This window comes from Kitasatospora sp. NPDC085895, assembly GCF_040702125.1.
Classification (GTDB): domain Bacteria; phylum Actinomycetota; class Actinomycetes; order Streptomycetales; family Streptomycetaceae; genus Kitasatospora; species Kitasatospora arboriphila.
In genome coordinates, this window is sequence record NZ_JBFBJY010000039.1 from 42,841 (window position 1) to 59,927 (window position 17,087).

A 17,087-nucleotide genomic window follows, 5' to 3' on the forward strand; every position below is an offset into this window, starting at 1 on the left:
CCGGGGACGGTCCTGGCGGGGCCGTCGGTGCGTCAGCCGGCGGGCGCGGGCGGTGCCAGGCGGCGGCCGAGCCACTCCAGGGCGGGCGGGATCTCCCGGGTCCAGGTCCGGAAGTTGTGGCCGCCGGTGTCCAGGGTGATGGTGGACATCCTGGTCGGCGCCTTGAAGGCGCCGACCATCTTCTGGGTGGCGCCGTAGTTGTGCTCGTCGTAGCTGGTGGCGAGCAGCAGCGAGACCGGCGCGGCGGGCTGCGTCCGCAGCCGCCACAGCAGGTCGTTCTCCTGCTTCAGGTGGGGCTTGCCGCCGAACAGGTCGCCGGTGGTCGGGTCGGTCGGGGCGCTGTAGTAGCCGGAGAGCGAGATCGCCGAGCGGTACGAGTCGGGCTTGCGCAGGGCGAACTTCAGGGCGCAGTAGCCGCCGGTGGAGTCGCCGACGGCGGCCCGGGCCTCGGGCCGGTCGAGGATGCGGTAGGTGCCGGCCATCGCACGCGGCAGGTCCTCGGTGAAGAAGGTCTCCACCTGCGGGCCGCCGGGGATGTCCATGCACTCGGTGTCCCGGTTGCCGCCCAGGGTGGGCCGCATCATCACCAGCACGGTGGGCGGCAGCTGTCCGGCCTGGATCGCCTTCAGCGTGGAGTCCGGGTACTCCAGCAGCGAGATCAGCTTCTCCGCGGAGCCGGGGTAGCCGGAGAGCACCAGCGCCATCGGGAAGCGGCTGTGCGCGTAGGCGGGCTGGAAGTACTGCGGGGGCAGGTAGACGTAGGCGGGGGTGCCGGTGAGGCGGGAGGCGGCGCCGCGGATGCGGACCTGCTCGATCACCCCGGAGCGGTCCTGGGCGGAGCCCTGCGAGGAGTACATCTTCTGCTGCCCCAGGACCGACACGGCGCGGCCGCCGGGCTCGTGGTCGACGACGGTGCCCGGCTTGCCGTCGGTGCCGAGCAGGTCGCCCCAGGTGGTGTAGAAGCCGAAGTAGGCGTTGGCGATCAGGCCGATCGCCGCGAACACGGCGAGCTGGGTGCCGAAGAACGCGCCGAACCTGCCGAGCCAGGACTTCCAGCCGCGGCCGGCCAGCTTCGGCCAGAGCCACATGGTGGCGGCGAAGGCGGCCACGGCAAGGACGACGGCGAGGACGCGCAGCGGCAGTCCGGTCAGGCTCAACACGCGTTGATCGTAGAGGACTGTCAGAAAGCACTCAGAACGCCCCCAGGCGGTGTCGAGAATGTGCACGGACGGCCCTCGTGGCAGTGGACCTGACGGATGGTCGCCGGATGCCGCGCCCGGACCGGGGCGCGCTGGCGTCTGGGGGACGGGGCGGTGTGTCGGCCCGTCCGGCGGCCCGTCGGCTGTCTACGCTCGTCACCGGCCGTCAACATCCGATCACCGTTCGCACTGCCGGACGCCCCGGCGTGCCGGCACCCGACAGCCGACAGCCCCACGCACCGCCGGCCGTCCCCGGCCGTGCCGACCCCCGGGAGGGCGCATGTCGTCATCGCCGCCGAGCACCGCCACCGCGGAACGGACCCGCCGACCCGGGGCGCTGCACCGGCTCGGCGCCTGGTGCGCCCGGCACGGCGTCCTCGTCCTGATCGCCTGGCTGGTCGGCCTCGGCGCCATCCAGGCCGCCGACCGGGCGGTCGGCGGCACCTTCTCGGACGACTTCAACATCTCCAGCAGCCAGGCCCAGAAGGGCCTCGACGTGCTGCGGGCGCACAACCCGGCCGCGGGCGGCGTCGGCTCGCAGATCGTGCTGCACGACGCCCAGGCGCTCACCGGCTTCTCCGGCCAGATCAACCAGGCGGTCGCCAACCTGCAGCAGCTGCCGAACGTGCTGTCCGTGCAGAACCCCCTGCCGCAGCCCGGCCAGCCGACCACCCAGACCCCGAACGGCCCGCTCTCCACGGACGGGCTGACCGCCTTCATCACCTTCAAGACCGACGCCAACCCGAGCACCTACGGCAGCGACTACCTGACCAAGGTGGACGACGCGGTCGCCCCGCTGCGCCAGGCCGGGGTGCAGGTGGAGTACGGCGGACCGCTCGGCGAGGCGGCCCGGCCGAAGGCGGACGACCGCAGCAGCGAGGCGATCGGCTTCGCGGTGGCGATCGTGGTGCTGCTGATCGGCTTCGGCAGCGTGATCGCGGCGGGTCTGCCGCTGATCAACGCGCTGATCGCGGTGATCGTCGGCCTCGGCTGCCTCGGTCTGCTCGCCGCGGCGACGACCTTCGCGACCGTGTCGCCGACCCTGGCCACCATGATCGGCCTGGGCGTCGGCATCGACTACGCGCTGTTCCTGCTGACCCGCTACCGGCAGGGGTTGATGGACGGCGCGGACCCGGCGGGCTCGGCCGGGCACGCGGTGTCCACCGCGGGCCGGGCGGTGCTGGTCTCCGGCTGCACGGTGATCATCGCGCTGGCGGGCCTGTCGGTCTCGGGGGTCAGCTTCATCTCCAAGCTGGGCCTGGCCGCGGGCGTCACCGTGGTGACGGCGGTCGCCGGTGCGCTGACCCTGCTGCCGGCGATGCTCGGCATCATCGGCCGGGCGATCGACCGCTGGCACGTGCGCAAGCCGGTCGCCGAGAGCAACGCCGCGCCGGGCGAGGAGGTCACCGGCACCTGGCACCGGTACGCGCAGGTGGTGGAGCGCCACCCGTGGCGGTTCCTGGTCTCCGGCGTGGTCGTGGTGTGCGTGCTGGCGATCCCGCTGTTCTCGATCCAGCTCGGGCACATCGACGACGGCGCCGACCCGCCGTCCTTCACCGACAAGCAGGCCTTCGACCTGATGTCGGCCGCGTTCGGTCCGGGCTCCAACGGCCCGCTGACGGTGGTGATCGACCAGACGAACGTGCCGGCGGCGAACCAGCAGGCGGTGGTCACCTCCGTCCAGCAGGCCCTGGCCGGCACCCCGAACATCGCGAGCATCGGCCCGTTCGTGCCGTCCAGCGACAACGACGTGCTCACCTCCACGGTGATCCCGGCCCAGCAGCCGCAGGACGAGAAGACCACCCAGCTGGTCAACGACCTGCAGGACACCGCGCTGCCGAAGGCCGTGGCGAACACCCCGGCGATCACCTACGTGACGGGCACGACCGCCGCCCAGGTGGACTTCCGCGACATCGTCGCCAGCCGGCTGCCGGCGATCATCGCGGTGGTGGTGGGCCTGGCCTTCCTGATCATCCTGGCGGTCTTCCGCGGCCTGCTGGTGGCGGTCAAGGCGGCGGTGCTGAACCTGCTGTCGATCGCGGCCTCGTACGGCGTGGTGGTGGCGGTCTTCCAGTGGGGCTGGGGCGGCCCGGCGCTCGGGGTGTCGGGGACGGTGCCGATCGAGAGCTACGTGCCGATGATGATGTTCGCCATCGTCTTCGGCCTGAGCATGGACTACGAGGTCTTCCTGCTGTCGCGGGTGCACGAGAACTGGACGCGCACCGGGGACGCCAAGGGCAGCGTGGCGCACGCGCTGGAGATCACCGCCCGGGTGATCACCTGTGCCGCGCTGATCATGGTGAGCGTCTTCGCGGCGTTCATCCTGAGCGACAACATCGTGGTGAAGATGCTGGGCCTGGGCCTGGCGGTGAGCGTGCTGATCGACGCCACCGTCGTCCGGCTGCTGATGGTGCCGGCGGTGCTCACGCTGCTCGGCCCGCACGCCTGGTGGACGCCCCGCTGGCTGGACAAGATCCTGCCGCACATCAACCCGGAGGGCGACGAGGCCTGAGCCGCGCACGCGCACGGCGCGGCCGCCGCACCGGTGTTCCGGTGCGGCGGCCGCCGCGTGGCGGACCGTCAGGTGCGGGGGAGGCGGTCCGTCACGGGAAGGAGACGACGTTGGACGGGGTGGTGGAGGTGCCCGAGGTCGGGGCGCCGGTGTCGTTCACCACGTGGGCGAACTGGCCGTTGCCGCCGAGCGAGTTGACCAGGACGTCGTGCAGCTTGACGCCGGACTTCACCGGGACCTCGAAGCCGTGGTCCATGACGATGGTCGGGTCCACGTTGAAGTAGCAGTAGCTGCCCAGGCCCCAGCCCTCGTGGGTGTTGACCGAGTCCTCGACCTTGTAGGCCGCGAAGCCGCGGGTGCTGCCGTTCTGGATCGCCGCCTGGTTGGGGGCGTCGTACGCCTTCTCGTTCTGGAAGAAGATCGTGCGGCCGCCGTTGCCCTTCCACCAGACGTCGTACTTGTTGAAGTGCTCGACGAACAGGCCGGTGGCCAGGACGTCGTTGCCGCCGACGACGAAGCCGTAGTCGGAGCGGTTGGTCTCCCAGCCGACGCCGGCGCCGTGGTCGGCGCGCCAGATCCAGGTGTGGTCGACGACGGTGTTGTTGCTGTTGATCACCATGCCGTTGGTGGCCTTGCCGGCGCCCGCGCCGCCGACCCGGACGAAGACGTCCTGGATGACGGTCGGGTCGGCCGCGTGGGAGGCGCCCGGGCCGGCGTCGCCGACCTGCAGCAGGGCGGGGGAGTTGACGGTGCCGGCGTCCAGCAGCAGGCCGGAGACCTTGACGCCGTCGACGTCGGCGACCTTCATCGCGGTGACGCCGTTGTCCGGGACGACGGTGGCGAGGCCGAGGCCGAGCACGACCGTGCCGGGGCGGGTCACGTTGACGGTCTGGTCGACGTGGTACACGCCCGGGGTGAAGAGCAGGTTGAGGCCCTGGGCGAGCGCCTGGTTGATGGTGGCCGCGGTGGCGCCCGGCTTGACCACGTAGAACTGGCTCAGCGGCACCGAGGTGCCCTGCGGGGTGCCGTTGCCCCAGGAGGTGCCGCGGGCGTTGGTGCGCTTCGCGGGCACGAAGACCTTGTAGTCGTTGCCGTCCAGGTAGAGGAACGGCTTCTCCTGCGAGACCGGGGTGGTGTCCAGCGTGGTGTACGGCGGGTTCGGGAAGCCCTGGGCGGGCGCGCCCTGGACGCCGGAGAAGGTCTGGTTCCAGACGCCGTTGGAGAAGCCGCCGATCGAGCTGTCGCGGGTGTACCACTGCTGCTGCGAGTAGTTGCCGACCTGGCCGTCGATCTTCGAGTCGGCGATGTAGCCGCCGGAGGCCCAGCCGTAACCGTTGGGAGCGAGGTTGAGGCCGCCCTCGACGTGCATCCGGCGGAACGGCGCGGCCTGCGAGACGGCCCAGCGGTCGGTGCCGCTGACCGGCTTGAGGTGCAGGTTCTCGGCGGAGCGCCAGAAGTTCTGGGTGGCGTTGCCGTTGAACCAGCCGGCGTCGACGGTGACGTCGCCGTTGAAGGTGGTGTCGTCCGGGTTCAGGCCCAGGCCCGCGATCGAGGTGTAGAAGCCGATCTGGGCGTTGATGTTGTTGTACGTGCCGGGCTTGAAGAGCAGCGCGTAGCGCTCGTTGCCGAACTGGTTCGACTCCTGCTTGGTGAAGACCTCGTCGACCTTGGCCTGGATGTTCGGCGTGGACGGGTCGAAGACCATCACGTTGGGACCGAGGTCGCCGCCGCCCTGGACGGGCGGGACGGTGGAGCCGCCGCCGGTGTGCACCGCGAACTCCCACAGCGAGTAGCCGTAGGGGGTGCCGCGCTGGGTGCCGTAGACCCGCACGTAGCGGCCGGAGCCGGAGACGTTCAGGGTCTCGTTGCCGCCGGCGCCGGTGGTGGTGGAGTAGACCGTCGTCCAGGTGCTGCCGTCGGCGGAGGTCTGGATCTGGTAGGCCTTGCCGTAGGCGGCCTCCCAGTTCAGCTGGACCTGGCAGACCTGCTGGACCGAGCCGAGGTCGACCTGCAGCCACTGCGGGTCCGCCGCGGCGGAGGACCAGCGGGTGCCGGTGTTGCCGTCGACGGCGGCCGAGGCGGGGGTGCCCGCGTTCTCGGTGCTGGAGGCGGTGGCGGCCTTGCCCTGCGCGGCGTTGGTGGTCGCGCAGGTGTCCGGGGTGGTGCCGCCGAACGAGCCGTAGACCTGGAACTCCCAGAGCGAGTAGCCGTAGCCGGTCGCCCGGGTGACGCCGTTCATCCGCACGTAGCGGCCGGTGCCGGTGACGTTGAGCGTCTCGTTGCCGCCGGCGCCGGTGGTGGTGGAGTAGACGGTCGTCCAGGTGCTGCCGTCGGCGGAGGTCTGGATCTGGTAGGCCTTGCCGTAGGCGGCCTCCCACTGGAGCACGACCTTGCTGATGGTCGCCGAGGCGCCCAGGTCGACCTGGATCCACTGCTGGTCGCTCGCGGCGGAGGACCAGCGGGTGCCGGTGTTGCCGTCGACGGCGTAGGCGGCCGTGGTGCCGCCGTTCTCGACCGACGAGGCGGTGACCGTCCGGCCCTGCGAGATCAGGGTGTCGGCGGCGTGGGCGGCGCTGCCGGGGAACGCCAGGACGGCGCCCGAGAGCAGGGCCATGCCGAGCAGGGCGGCGGAGCCGCGGCGGCCGGCTCGGGCGCCGGGGCGTGCTGAAGTGAGCCTCACGGGCTTCTCCTGCGGTGGGGGTGGGTGGGGGTTTTCGTGGGGGCGCGGACGTCGTGCGTCGGCGTGGGGACCGGCCCGTGACCGGCGGGCCGGCGCGGCGCAGGGGCGCCGGGAACTGCGGGGCAGGGCGGGGCCGGAATCCTTGCGGCCGAGCCGAGAGAGCGCTCCCCGGAGGGAGTCTGTGGGGCTGCGATCTCGGGTGTCAAGTCCTCGGTCGGGAGTTCCGGTACGGATCAACCGGCCGGTGCGGAGCGCCCTCTGACCCGCCGCCAGGCGCAGTGGACGGCGGGTTCGCGCAGGTCGCGGGGGTGCGGCTCAGCCGGTGGCGGCCGCGGCGGACAGTCGGGCGGGCAGCTCGCCGCCGGACTGCAGGAAGTGCCAGAGCGGCAGGGTGGCCGCGCCCACGGTGACGGCGTCCGGCCCGAGCAGGCCGAGGTCGATCGAGGTCTGTGCCCGGGGGAAGCGCAGGGCGTAGGCGGTGGCCGCGTCCCGGATCGCGGGCAGCAGGCGCGGCCCGAGCATCAGCCCGGCCCAGCCGCCGATCACGATCCGCTCCGGGTTGAACAGGTTGATCAGGTCGGCGATGGCCGCGCCGAAGTACTCCGAGGCCTCGGCCAGCAGGTCGACGGCGTCCTGCTCGCCCGCCTCGGCGGCGGCCAGCAGGGCGGCCAGCCCGGCCTTCTCGCTGGACCCGGCGGGCGCCCGGCCCCAGCGTTCGACCAGTGCCTCCGCGCCGACGTAGGCCTCCAGGCAGCCGCGCGAGCCGCACCGGCAGAGCCGGCCGCCCACGTGCACCTTGGTGTGGCCCCACTCGCCCGCGCTGCTGGTGGCGCCGCGGAAGCGGGCGCCCTCGGCGATCACGCAGGCGCCGACGCCGGAGCCGAACAGCGCGACCACCGCGTGCCGGGCGCCGCGGCCCGCGCCGAACCACATCTCGGCCTGGCCGAGCGTCTTGGCGCCGTTGTCCACGTAGAGCGGCAGGTCGGTGCCGGCCCGCAGCATCCGGCCGAGCGGTACGGCGTCCCAGTCCACGGTCTGGCTGTGCACCACGATGCCGAGGCCGTCGGTGCCCGGGTCGCCCTGCTCGACGATGCCGGGCACGCCGACGCCGACGCCGAGCACGGTGGCCGGGTCGGTGCCGGTGGCGTGCAGCACCTCGGCGAGCCCGGTGAGGATCAGCTCCACCACGTGGTCGGAGTCGTGCCCGCAGTCCGAGAGCGGGTGGTCGCTGGCGGCGAGCTCGGTGAGCCCCAGGTCGAAGAGCGCGACCCGCACCTGGGTCTCGCCGACGTCGACGCCGACCAGGTGGGCCCGCTCGGGCGGCACCTGCAGCAGGATGCGGGGCCGGCCGCCGTCCGACTCGACCGATCCGCACTCCTCGACCAGCCCGTCCGCCAGCAGTTCGCCGATCACGTTGCTGACCGAACCGGCGCTGAGCCCGCTGATCTGGCCCAACTCCTGCCTGCTGAGCGGCCCTTCGAAATACAACCGTTGCAAAAGGGTCGATCTGCTGCCGCGCCGCAGGTCGCGGACCGTCTGCTTGCCTCGCTCTGCCATCGGTTCTCCCTCCTGCAGCGAATCTAGCGCTGCACGTCCTCTTGACGCCAGCTTTTCTCACACGTTAAATCACGGCCTGAAGAAAGCCCTCTCCGGGGCTCGCACCCCGGCCGGGGCCCTTCCACCCCCACCACGCCATCCACCCGCCCGAGAGGGGCATGGTCATGCGTATCAACCGTCTGGCTGCCGCGACCGCCGTGGTCGCGACTCTTGCACTCACCGCCACCGCCTGCGGAGGCGGCTCCGGCACCGGCGGCTCCGGCGACAACAGCAGCCCCAAGACGCTGACGTACTGGGCCAGCAACCAGGGCACCAGCCTCGAGAACGACAAGCAGGTCCTGGAGCCCGAGCTGAGAAAGTTCGAGCAGCAGACCGGCATCAAGGTCAAGCTCGAGGTCATCCCCTGGTCCGACCTGCTCAACCGCATCCTCGCCGCCACCACCTCCGGCCAGGGCCCCGACGTCCTCAACATCGGCAACACCTGGTCCGCCTCGCTCCAGGCCACCGGCGCCCTGCTGCCCTTCGACGACGCGACCTTCGGCAAGATCGGCGGCAAGGACCGCTTCCTGCCCGCCACCATCGCCTCCGCCGGCGCGGCGGGCAAGGACCCGGCCGCCGTCCCGCTGTACTCGATGGCCTACGGCCTCTACTACAACAAGAAGATGTTCCAGGCCGCCGGCATCGAGCGCCCGCCGGCCACCTGGGACGAGCTGGTCGCCGACGGCCAGAAGCTCACCAAGGACGGCAAGTACGGCATCGCCGTCGAGGGCGGCAACGTCTCCGAGAACGTCCACCACGCCTTCACCCTCGGCAAGCAGCACGGTGCCGACTGGTTCGACGCCTCCGGCAAGCCCGCCTTCGACACCCCCGAGGCCGTCGCCGCGATCAAGCAGTACGTCGACCTGATCGCCAAGGACAAGATCGCCGCCCCGGGCAACGCCGAGTACGCCAACAACCAGACCCTCACCGACTTCGCCACCGGCAAGGTCGGGATGATGATGTGGCAGTCGGCCGGCGCCAACCTCAAGTCGCACGGCATGAACCCGGACGACTACGGCGTCGCCCCCGTCCCCGTCCCCGCGGGCGCCTCCGGCACCAAGCTCACCAGCTCCATGGTCGCCGGCATCAACCTCGCCGTCTTCAAGAACACCAAGAACCTGAACGGCGCACTGGACTTCGTGAAGTTCATGACCGGCAAGGACGAGCAGATCCAGCTCAACAAGACCTACGGCTCGATCCCGCCGGTCAAGGACGCCCAGGGCGACGCCGCCTTCGCGACCCCCGAGCTCCAGGCCCTCTCCAAGGTCCTCGGCTCCAGCGCCCAGCCGCTTCCGCAGGTCGCCGACGAGAGCCAGTACGAGACCCTCGTCGGCACCGCCGTCAAGAACCTGCTCGCCGCGGCCGCCGCCGGCAAGCCGGTCACCGACGAGTCCGTCAAGGCCGAACTCACCAAGGCCCAGCAGCAGATGCCGGCCAACTGACGTGCGACAGCGACTCGGCCGACTGCGCCTGACCCCCAAGGGCCTGCCCTACCTGCTCCTGCTCCCGGCGCTGCTCCTGGAGCTGCTGATCCACCTGGTGCCCATGGTGGTCGGCATCGTGATGAGCTTCAAACAGCTCACCCAGTTCTTCATCCGGGACTGGTCGTCCGCACCGTGGACCGGCCTCGGGAACTACCACCTGGCGGTGGACTTCAGTGCCCCCGTCGGCCGGTCGCTGCTCAACTCGTTCTGGGTGACCTGCGCCTTCACGATCCTCGCCGTCGGCCTCTCCTGGCTGGTGGGCACCACGGCGGCGATCATGATGCAGGACGCCTTCAGAGGCAGGGGGCTGCTCCGCGCAGCCTTCCTGCTGCCCTACGCCCTGCCGGTCTACGCGGCCGTCATCACCTGGTCGTTCATGTTCCAGCGGGACACCGGACTGGTCAACCACGTCATCCACGACCAGCTCCACCTCACCTCGGACCGGCCGTTCTGGTTGATCGGCGACAACAGCTTCACCGCGCTCGTCACCGTCTCCGTCTGGCGCTCCTGGCCGTTCGCCTTCCTCACCCTGACGGCCGGTCTGCAGAACATCCCCCGCGAGCTCTACGAGGCCGCCGCGATGGACGGCGCCGGCGTCTGGCAGCAGATCCGCCGGATCACCCTGCCCTCGCTGCGCCCGGTCAACCTGGTGCTCGTGCTGGTCCTCTTCCTCTGGACCTTCAACGACTTCAACACGCCGTACGTGCTGTTCGGCAAGTCGGCACCGGAGGCCTCGGACCTCATCTCCATCCACATCTACCAGTCCTCCTTCGTCACCTGGAACTTCGGCGCGGGCTCCGCCATGTCGGTGCTGCTCCTGCTGTTCCTGCTGCTGGTGACGTCGGTCTACCTGTTCATCACCTCGCGTCGGAGGGGCGCCGATGATTAACCCGCCCGCGTCCTTCCGGTGGATCCGCCGGATCGTGCTCGCCCTGCTCGCGGTCTTCACCCTCGTCCCGGTCGGCGTCATGGTCAGCTCCTCGCTGAAGCCGCTCCAGGACGTCCAGGGGCCGTTCCGCTGGATACCGAGCACGCTCACCGTCCGGCCCTACTTCGACATCTGGAAGACCGTCCCGCTCGGCAAGTACTTCGTCAACTCGATCATCGTGGCCGGCGGAGCGACGATCTTCTCGGTGCTCATCGCGATCCTCGCCGCGTACGGCGTCAGCCGCTACCGCTTCCGCGGCCGCCGGCTGTTCACCGTCACCGTGCTGTCGACGCAGATGTTCCCCGGCATCCTCTTCCTGCTGCCGCTGTTCCTCATCTTCGTCAACATCGGCAACAGCACCGGCGTCGCCCTCTACGGCAGCCGCGGCGGACTGGTCCTCACCTACCTCACCTTCTCGCTGCCCTTCTCGATCTGGATGCTGGTCGGCTACTTCGACTCCATCCCGCGGGACCTCGACGAGGCAGCCCTGGTCGACGGCTGCGGCCCCGTCCGGGCCCTGGTGCAGATCATCATCCCGGCCGCCGTCCCCGGCATCGTCGCCGTCGCCGTGTACGCCTTCATGACCGCCTGGGGCGAGGTCCTCTTCGCCTCCGTCATGACCAACGACGAGACCCGCACCCTCGCCGTCGGCCTCCAGGGCTACGCGACGCTCAACGACGTCTACTGGAACCAGGTCATGGCCGCCTCCCTGGTGGTCAGCGTCCCGGTCGTCGCCGGATTCCTCCTGCTGCAGCGCTACCTCGTCGCCGGACTCACCGCCGGCGCCGTCAAGTGACCCTGATTGAAAGGCCAGTTGTGAACGACCTCAACGCCCTGCCGGACGACTTCGTCTGGGGCGCGGCCACCTCCGCGTACCAGATCGAGGGTGCCGTGGACGAGGACGGCCGCGCGCCCTCCATCTGGGACACCTTCTCCCACACCCCCGGGAAGATCGACAACGGCGACCACGGCGACACCGCCTGCGACCACTACCACCGCTACGGCGAGGACATCGGCCTCATGAAGCGGCTCGGCCTCGGCGCCTACCGCTTCTCCGTCGCCTGGCCCCGCGTGGTGCCGCAGGCCGACGGCCGGATCAACGCCGAGGGCCTCGCCTTCTACGACCGCCTGGTCGACGGCCTGCTGGACGCCGGCATCACCCCGCACGGCACCCTGTACCACTGGGACCTCCCGCAGGCCCAGCAGGACCGCGGCGGCTGGCCCGAGCGCGCCACCGCCGAGCGCTTCGGCGAGTACGCGGCCGTCGTCGCCGACCGCCTCGGCGACCGCGTCAAGCACTGGGCCACCCTCAACGAGCCGCTCTGCTCCTCCTGGATCGGCCACCTCGAGGGCAAGATGGCCCCGGGCTGGACGGACCTCACCGCGGCCGTCCGCACCTCCTACCACCTGCACCTGGGACACGGCTACGCCGTGCAGGCGCTGCGTGCGGCCCACCCGGACGTCCAGGTCGGCATCGTCAACAACCTCAGCCCGATCATCCCGGCCTCCGACAGCGAGGCCGACCGCCTCGCCGCCGTCCGCGCCGACGGCCACATCAACCGCTGGTGGCTCGACCCGGTCCTCGGCCGCGGCTACCCGGAGGACATGGTCAAGCTCTACGGCGTCGAACTCCCCGTCCGCGACGGCGACATGGAGCTCATCTCGGCCCCGCTCGACTGGATCGGCCTCAACTACTACTTCCGCCAGTTCGTCGAGGACGACCCGACCGGCGCCGTGCCGCAGTTCCGGCAGGCCCCCGGCCGCAACGCCGAACACACCGCCATGGGCTGGGAGGTGGACGCCGAGGGCATCCACCAGCTGCTGATGCGCCTCACCGAGGAGTACGGCGTCCGGAAGATCTACATCACCGAGAACGGCTCCGCCTACCGTGACACCGTCACGGCGGACGGCCGGATCGAGGACCCGGAGCGCACCGCCTACCTGGAGGGCCACCTGGACGCCTGCGCCCGCGCGGTCGCCGAGGGCGCCCCGCTGGCCGGCTACTTCGCCTGGTCGCTGCTCGACAACTTCGAGTGGGCGTACGGCTACGACAAGCGGTTCGGCCTGGTGCACGTCGACTACGACACCCAGCGGCGCACCGTGAAGGCCAGCGGCGAGCGGTACGCGGAGATCATCCGCAACCACCGCGCCCGCTGACCCGTGAGGGTTCCGGCCGCGGCGGCCGCCGGAACCCTCACGGCCACGCCCCTCGTGCGTCGTCCTCGCAGGTCCGCTCCGGCCCGGGGGCGGCTAGGATCGCGGGCATGGCCCTGATCATGAGCGACGTGGACCGGTTCGAGGCCGCGAGGCCCCGGCTGGAAGCCATCGCCTACCGGTTGCTCGGTTCGGCGAGCGAGGCCGAGGACGCCGTCCAGGAGACCTTCCTGCGCTGGCAGGCCGCCGACACCGGGCGGATCGAGGTGCTGGAGGCCTGGCTGACCAAGGTCCTCACCAACATCTGCCTCAACGTGCTCACTTCGGCACGCGCCCGGCGCGAGACGTACGTCGGGGCCTGGCTCCCCGAGCCGCTGCTCGCCGGCGACCCGATGCTCGGCCCCGCCGACACCGCCGAGCAGCGCGACTCGGTGTCGTACGCCGTCCTCGTCCTGCTGGAGCGCCTGTCGCCCAACGAGCGGGCGGTGTACGTGCTGCGCGAGGCCTTCGGTTACCCGCACCGCGAGATCGCCGAGATCCTCGGCATCAGCGAGGCCGCCAGCCAGCAGATCCACCACCGGGCCAAGAAGCACGTCGCGGACGGCAGGGCGCGCACCGAGATCGACGAGGTCGCCGCCCGGCGGATCGTCGAGGAGTTCCTCGCCGCGGCGACCAGCGGCCGCACCGAACCCCTGGTGCGGCTGCTCACCCAGGACGCCGTCTCGGTCGGCGACGGCGGCGGGAAGGTCCCGGCCCGCGCGAAGGCGTTCGAGGGCGCGCTCGCGGTCGCGAAGTTCCTGCGCGGCCTGTTCAAGCCCAGCGAGGCCAAGCGGGCCCACATCGGCGGCGCGGCCGAGATCCACGTCGCGATCGCCAACGGCGGTCCCGCCGTCGTGGCGGTCGTGGACGGCCGGGTCGTCGGGATCACCTGCCTGGAGGTCACCGCCGACGGCATCGCCGCCGTGCGCAGCCAGGTCAACCCCGACAAGCTCGTCCGCGCGACCGGACAGTGGGCCGCCGGGGACCACGGGAGGGCCCCGCTCGTCGTCCTCTGAACCCTCCGACATGATGTGACGTGCTTCACACCCCGATCCTGTCAGGAAACCCAGGGTTGCCCGGTTCAAGGGGCGAAACCGCGCAGAGACAGCGGCGGAACCTCCAGACAGGAGCACGGACATGCAGCACCGCATCGTCGTCCTCGGAGCCGGCTACACCGGAGCCGTCGCCGCCGGCCGCCTCGCCAAGCGGCTGCACCGCGAGGACGTCGCCATCACCCTCGTCAACCCCGAGCCCGACTTCGTCGAGCGGGTCCGGCTGCACCAGCTCGCGGCCGGCCAGGACCTCAGGCCCCGGCCGTTCGACGAGATGTTCGCGGGCACCGGCGTGGCACTGAAGCTCGCGAAGGTCACCGCCGTCGACGTGGACCGCAAGAGCGTGACCGTCACCGCCGCCAACGGCCACGGCCGGGAGGAGCTGGCGTACGACACCCTGGTCTACGCCCTCGGCAGCGGGTGGAACGACGGGGGTGTCCCCGGCGCCGCCGAACACGCCCACGACATCTCCGGCCGCCCCGGCGCCCTCCGCCTCCGCGACCGGCTCGCCGCCCTGGAGGCCGGCCGCCCCGTGACCGTCATCGGCGGCGGCCTGACCGGCCTGGAGGCCGCGACCGAGATCGCCGAGGCCCGCCCCGACCTCGACGTCGCCCTGGCCGCCCGCGGTGCCCTCGGCGACTGGCTCTCGGACAAGGGCCGCGCCCACCTGCGGAAGGTGGTGGACGGGCTCGGCATCACCGTCCACGAGAACGCCGAGGTCACCGCCGTGGCGGGGGACCGCGTGACGACCGCCGACGGCCGGGACATCCCCGCCGCGGTCACGATCTGGACCACCGGCTTCGCCGCCCACCCGATCGCCGCGGCCACCACCCTGGAACTCGCCGAGGGCGGCCGGATCGTGGTCGACGACACGATGCGCTCGGTCTCCCACCCGGACGTGTACGCCGTCGGCGACGCCGCGATGGCGATCGGCCCCGAGGGCAAGCCGCTGCGCATGTCCTGCGCCTCGGGCGTCCCGATGGCCTGGCAGGCCGCCGACGCCCTCGCGGCCAGGCTCGCCGGCACCAAGGTCCCCCGCGTCCCCGTCCGCTACTTCCAGCAGTGCATCTCCCTCGGCCGCAAGGAGGGCCTGATCCAGTTCGTCACCGCCGACGACCGGGCGGTCGACCGCGCCCTGACCGGCCGCGTGGCCGCCCTCTACAAGGAACTGATCTGCAAGGGCGCGGCCTGGGGCGTCGCCAACCCGACCGTGGGCATGCCCTCCCGCCGCCGACGCGTCGTCCGCGGCGAGCTTCCCGACCCCGCACGGGCGGAGGCCGTGGCCTGACCCGGGGGGCAACCACAGATCAGGGGCGCGTGGGGGCACCTCCCGGCCGAAGGCTGGGGGAGAACTGCGCAATTCGGATGTGGGTCTCCGTACAGGACCGGGGCCTGCCCTGATCGCACAGTGACCCGCCCGTGGTTTGCCCTAGCTTCGCGGCAGGCGGCGGCGCCAGTGGCGTTCGAAGATCACGTCGCCGCCCTCCAGGGCGCGCAGGTGGTCGTGGACGGTGAGGTGCCCGGCGTCGCAGCTCGCCTCGGAGCGGAGCTGCAGGGTGACGTCCCAGCCGATGTCCGTCCGCTCCAGCCGGAGCGTCCGGTCGGTCCTGGCCCGGGCGCCCAGCGGGTCGTCGGCCCGGATCCGGTACGCCTCCAGCACGTGCTCCTCCTCGGCGAGGCCGTCCGGGTGCACCGTCGCCCCGGCCGGCCGGGCGAGCTGCAGCCGCCACTCGCCCGCGGCCACGTCGTGCACCACCTGCCGCTCCGGATGCGAGACCAGCGGCTCGGGGTGCAGCTCGGCGGGGACGGGCGCCTGCTCGGGCGGGTCGAAGGTGACCGGCCCGCTGCCGGCGTCCGCGGCCAGGTGCCGCACCGGCAGCGTCAGCACCGAGCCGCTCGGGTCCACCTCGAAGCCGCCGGTCTCCGCGACCGGCCACAGCCAGGGCCAGTACGCCGAGGAGAGCGCCAGCCGGATCCGGTGCCCGGCGGGGAAGGCGTGCGCGACCGGGGCGAGCTCCACCTCCACCTCGACCGGGCCGGTGCCGCCGGCCAGCGCCGCCGCACCCCGGGTGACCAGCGTGGACGATCCGTCCGGTGCCACGTCGCAGAGCCGGGCCGCGACCTGCCTGTGGCGGCCGTCGCAGCGCACCCGCAGCCGCAGCGCCGGCCCGCCGAGCAGTTCCTCGGGTTCCGGCAGCGGCACCGAGTCGAAGCAGACCGAGCGGCCGTCCTCCTCGCGCTGGTCCGGCGGCAGGTCGGCCGCGCCGCCGGCCGGCCGGAGCGCCCCGGCGTCGATGCCGGTGTGCTGCGGGGAGCGAACGGGGACGAAGCGCTCGCCGGAGGGCGTCCCGGCGGTGCGCAGCGCGTCGTCGAGGCCGTAGTGCACCTCGCGGACGTCGGGGGAGGGCCAGCCGTCGTCGCCGATCCAGCGGCCGGGCCGGTTGGCGTAGGAGGGGGCGGGCGGCACCGACTCGTTCATCCAGCTGCGCAGGGCGGGTTCCTTGAGGACGCCGGTGTCGGCGCCCCTGAGCCAGTGGTCCCACCAGCGCAGGGTCTCCTGGAGGAAGCCGATCGCCGGGCCGGGCGGCAGGCCCTGGTCGGGGTACTGGTGCGGCCAGGGACCGAGGACGCCGCGGGCGTCCGGGCCGAGTTCCTCGACCAGGCGCAGCACGGTGCCGGCCTGCGGGTCGGCCCAGCCGCCGAAGGCGAGGACGGCGGCGCGGACCGCCCGGAGGTCGATCGGCCCGCCCTCGTCGTCGGCGCCGGGATCGACGGCGGCGAGGCGTTCCAGCCAGAGCCGCCGCCAGTGGTCCCCGGTGTAGCGGGGGTCGGGCGGGCGGCAGGCGGCGGCGAGCCGGGCGGCGGATCCGCCGTGCACGGCGGCGGCGAGCGGCGCGCCGGCCAGGTCCCGCCGTGGTGCGGTGCGGTCGTCCGCGCAGACGGCGACCACGGCGGCGAGTGCTTCGGGGGCGCGGGCGGCGAGGGCGAGGGCGGCGGTGCCGCCGCGGCCGATGCCGAAGGTGCCGGCCCGGCCGTTGGACCAGGGCCGGGCGGTGAGCCAGTCGAGCAGGGCGAGTCCGTCGTCGGTGCCGGCGGGGGAGGCGGGGTCGGCCGGGCTGCCTTCGGAGCTGCCGTGGCCGCGGGCGTCGACGCGCAGCGAGGCGTAGCCGTGGCCGGCGTACCAGGGGTGGCGTTGGGCGTCGCGGACGGCGGTGGTGTCGCCGAGCCCGCCGGGGTGGTGTTCGAGCAGGGCGGGCACCGGGTGGTCGGTGACCGGCAGCCAGAGGCGGGCGGCGAGGCGGGTGCCGTCCGGCATGGCGATCCGGACGTCCTCGCGGGTGGTGCGGTAGGGGTACGGGGCCGGCTGCTGCATGGGCCCTCCGTGGGGTCGTACGGTGGCCCGGGCGGGCCCGACCTCCCCAGGATGGGCGCGGCCGGGCGCC

General features: G+C 72.2%; 11 protein-coding genes. 7 read left to right on the forward strand and 4 right to left on the reverse strand.

The features are described 5' to 3' along the window. Nucleotides 1-32: 32 nt before the first annotated feature. Nucleotides 33-1,160 (reverse strand): alpha/beta hydrolase-fold protein, encoded by a 1,128-nt coding sequence (locus AB0442_RS23490; protein WP_366165076.1) that lies wholly within the window; start codon nt 1,158-1,160, stop codon nt 33-35. A gap of 319 nt (nt 1,161-1,479) precedes the next feature. On the opposite strand from AB0442_RS23490, the gene AB0442_RS23495 reads away from it, so the two are divergent. Next, nucleotides 1,480-3,711: an MMPL family transporter gene (locus tag AB0442_RS23495; RefSeq protein ID WP_366165078.1), complete on the forward strand. Its 2,232-nt coding sequence runs from the start codon at nt 1,480-1,482 to the stop codon at nt 3,709-3,711. Nucleotides 3,712-3,802: 91 nt separating this feature from the next. Here AB0442_RS23495 and AB0442_RS23500 read toward each other — a convergent pair whose 3' ends face one another. Both AB0442_RS23500 and AB0442_RS23505 read right to left on the reverse strand, forming a co-directional pair. After that, entirely contained in the window at nt 3,803-6,325 is a 2,523-nt protein-coding gene (locus tag AB0442_RS23500; RefSeq protein ID WP_366165108.1) for a discoidin domain-containing protein, read from the reverse strand. A gap of 381 nt (nt 6,326-6,706) precedes the next feature. Continuing rightward, nucleotides 6,707-7,948 (reverse strand): ROK family transcriptional regulator, encoded by a 1,242-nt coding sequence (locus AB0442_RS23505; protein WP_366165080.1) that lies wholly within the window; start codon nt 7,946-7,948, stop codon nt 6,707-6,709. Nucleotides 7,949-8,112: 164 nt separating this feature from the next. On the opposite strand from AB0442_RS23505, the gene AB0442_RS23510 reads away from it, so the two are divergent. From AB0442_RS23510 to AB0442_RS23535, 6 genes are all read left to right on the forward strand, one after another. Then, entirely contained in the window at nt 8,113-9,429 is a 1,317-nt protein-coding gene (locus AB0442_RS23510) for a sugar ABC transporter substrate-binding protein (RefSeq protein WP_366165082.1), read from the forward strand. Nucleotide 9,430: 1 nt separating this feature from the next. Continuing rightward, complete coding sequence (locus AB0442_RS23515) at nt 9,431-10,360, forward strand: sugar ABC transporter permease (RefSeq protein ID WP_366165084.1); 930 nt, start codon at nt 9,431-9,433, stop codon at nt 10,358-10,360. Continuing rightward, nucleotides 10,353-11,195 (forward strand): carbohydrate ABC transporter permease, encoded by an 843-nt coding sequence (locus AB0442_RS23520; RefSeq protein ID WP_366165086.1) that lies wholly within the window; start codon nt 10,353-10,355, stop codon nt 11,193-11,195. Before AB0442_RS23515 ends, AB0442_RS23520 begins: the two co-directional genes overlap by 8 nt. A 20-nt stretch (nt 11,196-11,215) precedes the next feature. Beyond that, nucleotides 11,216-12,556 (forward strand): GH1 family beta-glucosidase, encoded by a 1,341-nt coding sequence (locus AB0442_RS23525; RefSeq protein ID WP_366165088.1) that lies wholly within the window; start codon nt 11,216-11,218, stop codon nt 12,554-12,556. A 107-nt stretch (nt 12,557-12,663) separates the two neighbouring features. Continuing rightward, nucleotides 12,664-13,608, forward strand: coding sequence for an RNA polymerase sigma-70 factor (locus AB0442_RS23530; RefSeq protein ID WP_366165090.1), 945 nt, complete (start codon nt 12,664-12,666; stop codon nt 13,606-13,608). Nucleotides 13,609-13,729: 121 nt separating this feature from the next. Continuing rightward, the gene (locus AB0442_RS23535) at nt 13,730-14,932 is read left to right on the forward strand and encodes an FAD-dependent oxidoreductase (protein ID WP_366165091.1); all 1,203 of its coding nucleotides are present in this window, start codon (nt 13,730-13,732) and stop codon (nt 14,930-14,932) included. A 141-nt stretch (nt 14,933-15,073) separates the two neighbouring features. Here AB0442_RS23535 and AB0442_RS23540 read toward each other — a convergent pair whose 3' ends face one another. Next, complete coding sequence (locus AB0442_RS23540; protein WP_366165093.1) at nt 15,074-17,017, reverse strand: CocE/NonD family hydrolase; 1,944 nt, start codon at nt 17,015-17,017, stop codon at nt 15,074-15,076. Nucleotides 17,018-17,087: the final 70 nt, after the last annotated feature.

What these genes read in the sequence shown, in the direction of transcription:
- AB0442_RS23495 (WP_366165078.1), top strand. Translation starts at nt 1,480, where the DNA reads ATGTCGTCATCGCCGCCGAGCACCGCCACCGCGGAACGGACCCGCCGA.
- AB0442_RS23500 (WP_366165108.1), bottom strand. Translation starts at nt 6,325, where the DNA reads ATGGCCCTGCTCTCGGGCGCCGTCCTGGCGTTCCCCGGCAGCGCCGCC.
- AB0442_RS23505 (WP_366165080.1), bottom strand. Translation starts at nt 7,948, where the DNA reads ATGGCAGAGCGAGGCAAGCAGACGGTCCGCGACCTGCGGCGCGGCAGC.
- AB0442_RS23510 (WP_366165082.1), top strand. Translation starts at nt 8,113, where the DNA reads ATGCGTATCAACCGTCTGGCTGCCGCGACCGCCGTGGTCGCGACTCTT.
- AB0442_RS23520 (WP_366165086.1), top strand. Translation starts at nt 10,353, where the DNA reads ATGATTAACCCGCCCGCGTCCTTCCGGTGGATCCGCCGGATCGTGCTC.
- AB0442_RS23530 (WP_366165090.1), top strand. Translation starts at nt 12,664, where the DNA reads ATGGCCCTGATCATGAGCGACGTGGACCGGTTCGAGGCCGCGAGGCCC.
- AB0442_RS23535 (WP_366165091.1), top strand. Translation starts at nt 13,730, where the DNA reads ATGCAGCACCGCATCGTCGTCCTCGGAGCCGGCTACACCGGAGCCGTC.
- AB0442_RS23540 (WP_366165093.1), bottom strand. Translation starts at nt 17,017, where the DNA reads ATGCAGCAGCCGGCCCCGTACCCCTACCGCACCACCCGCGAGGACGTC.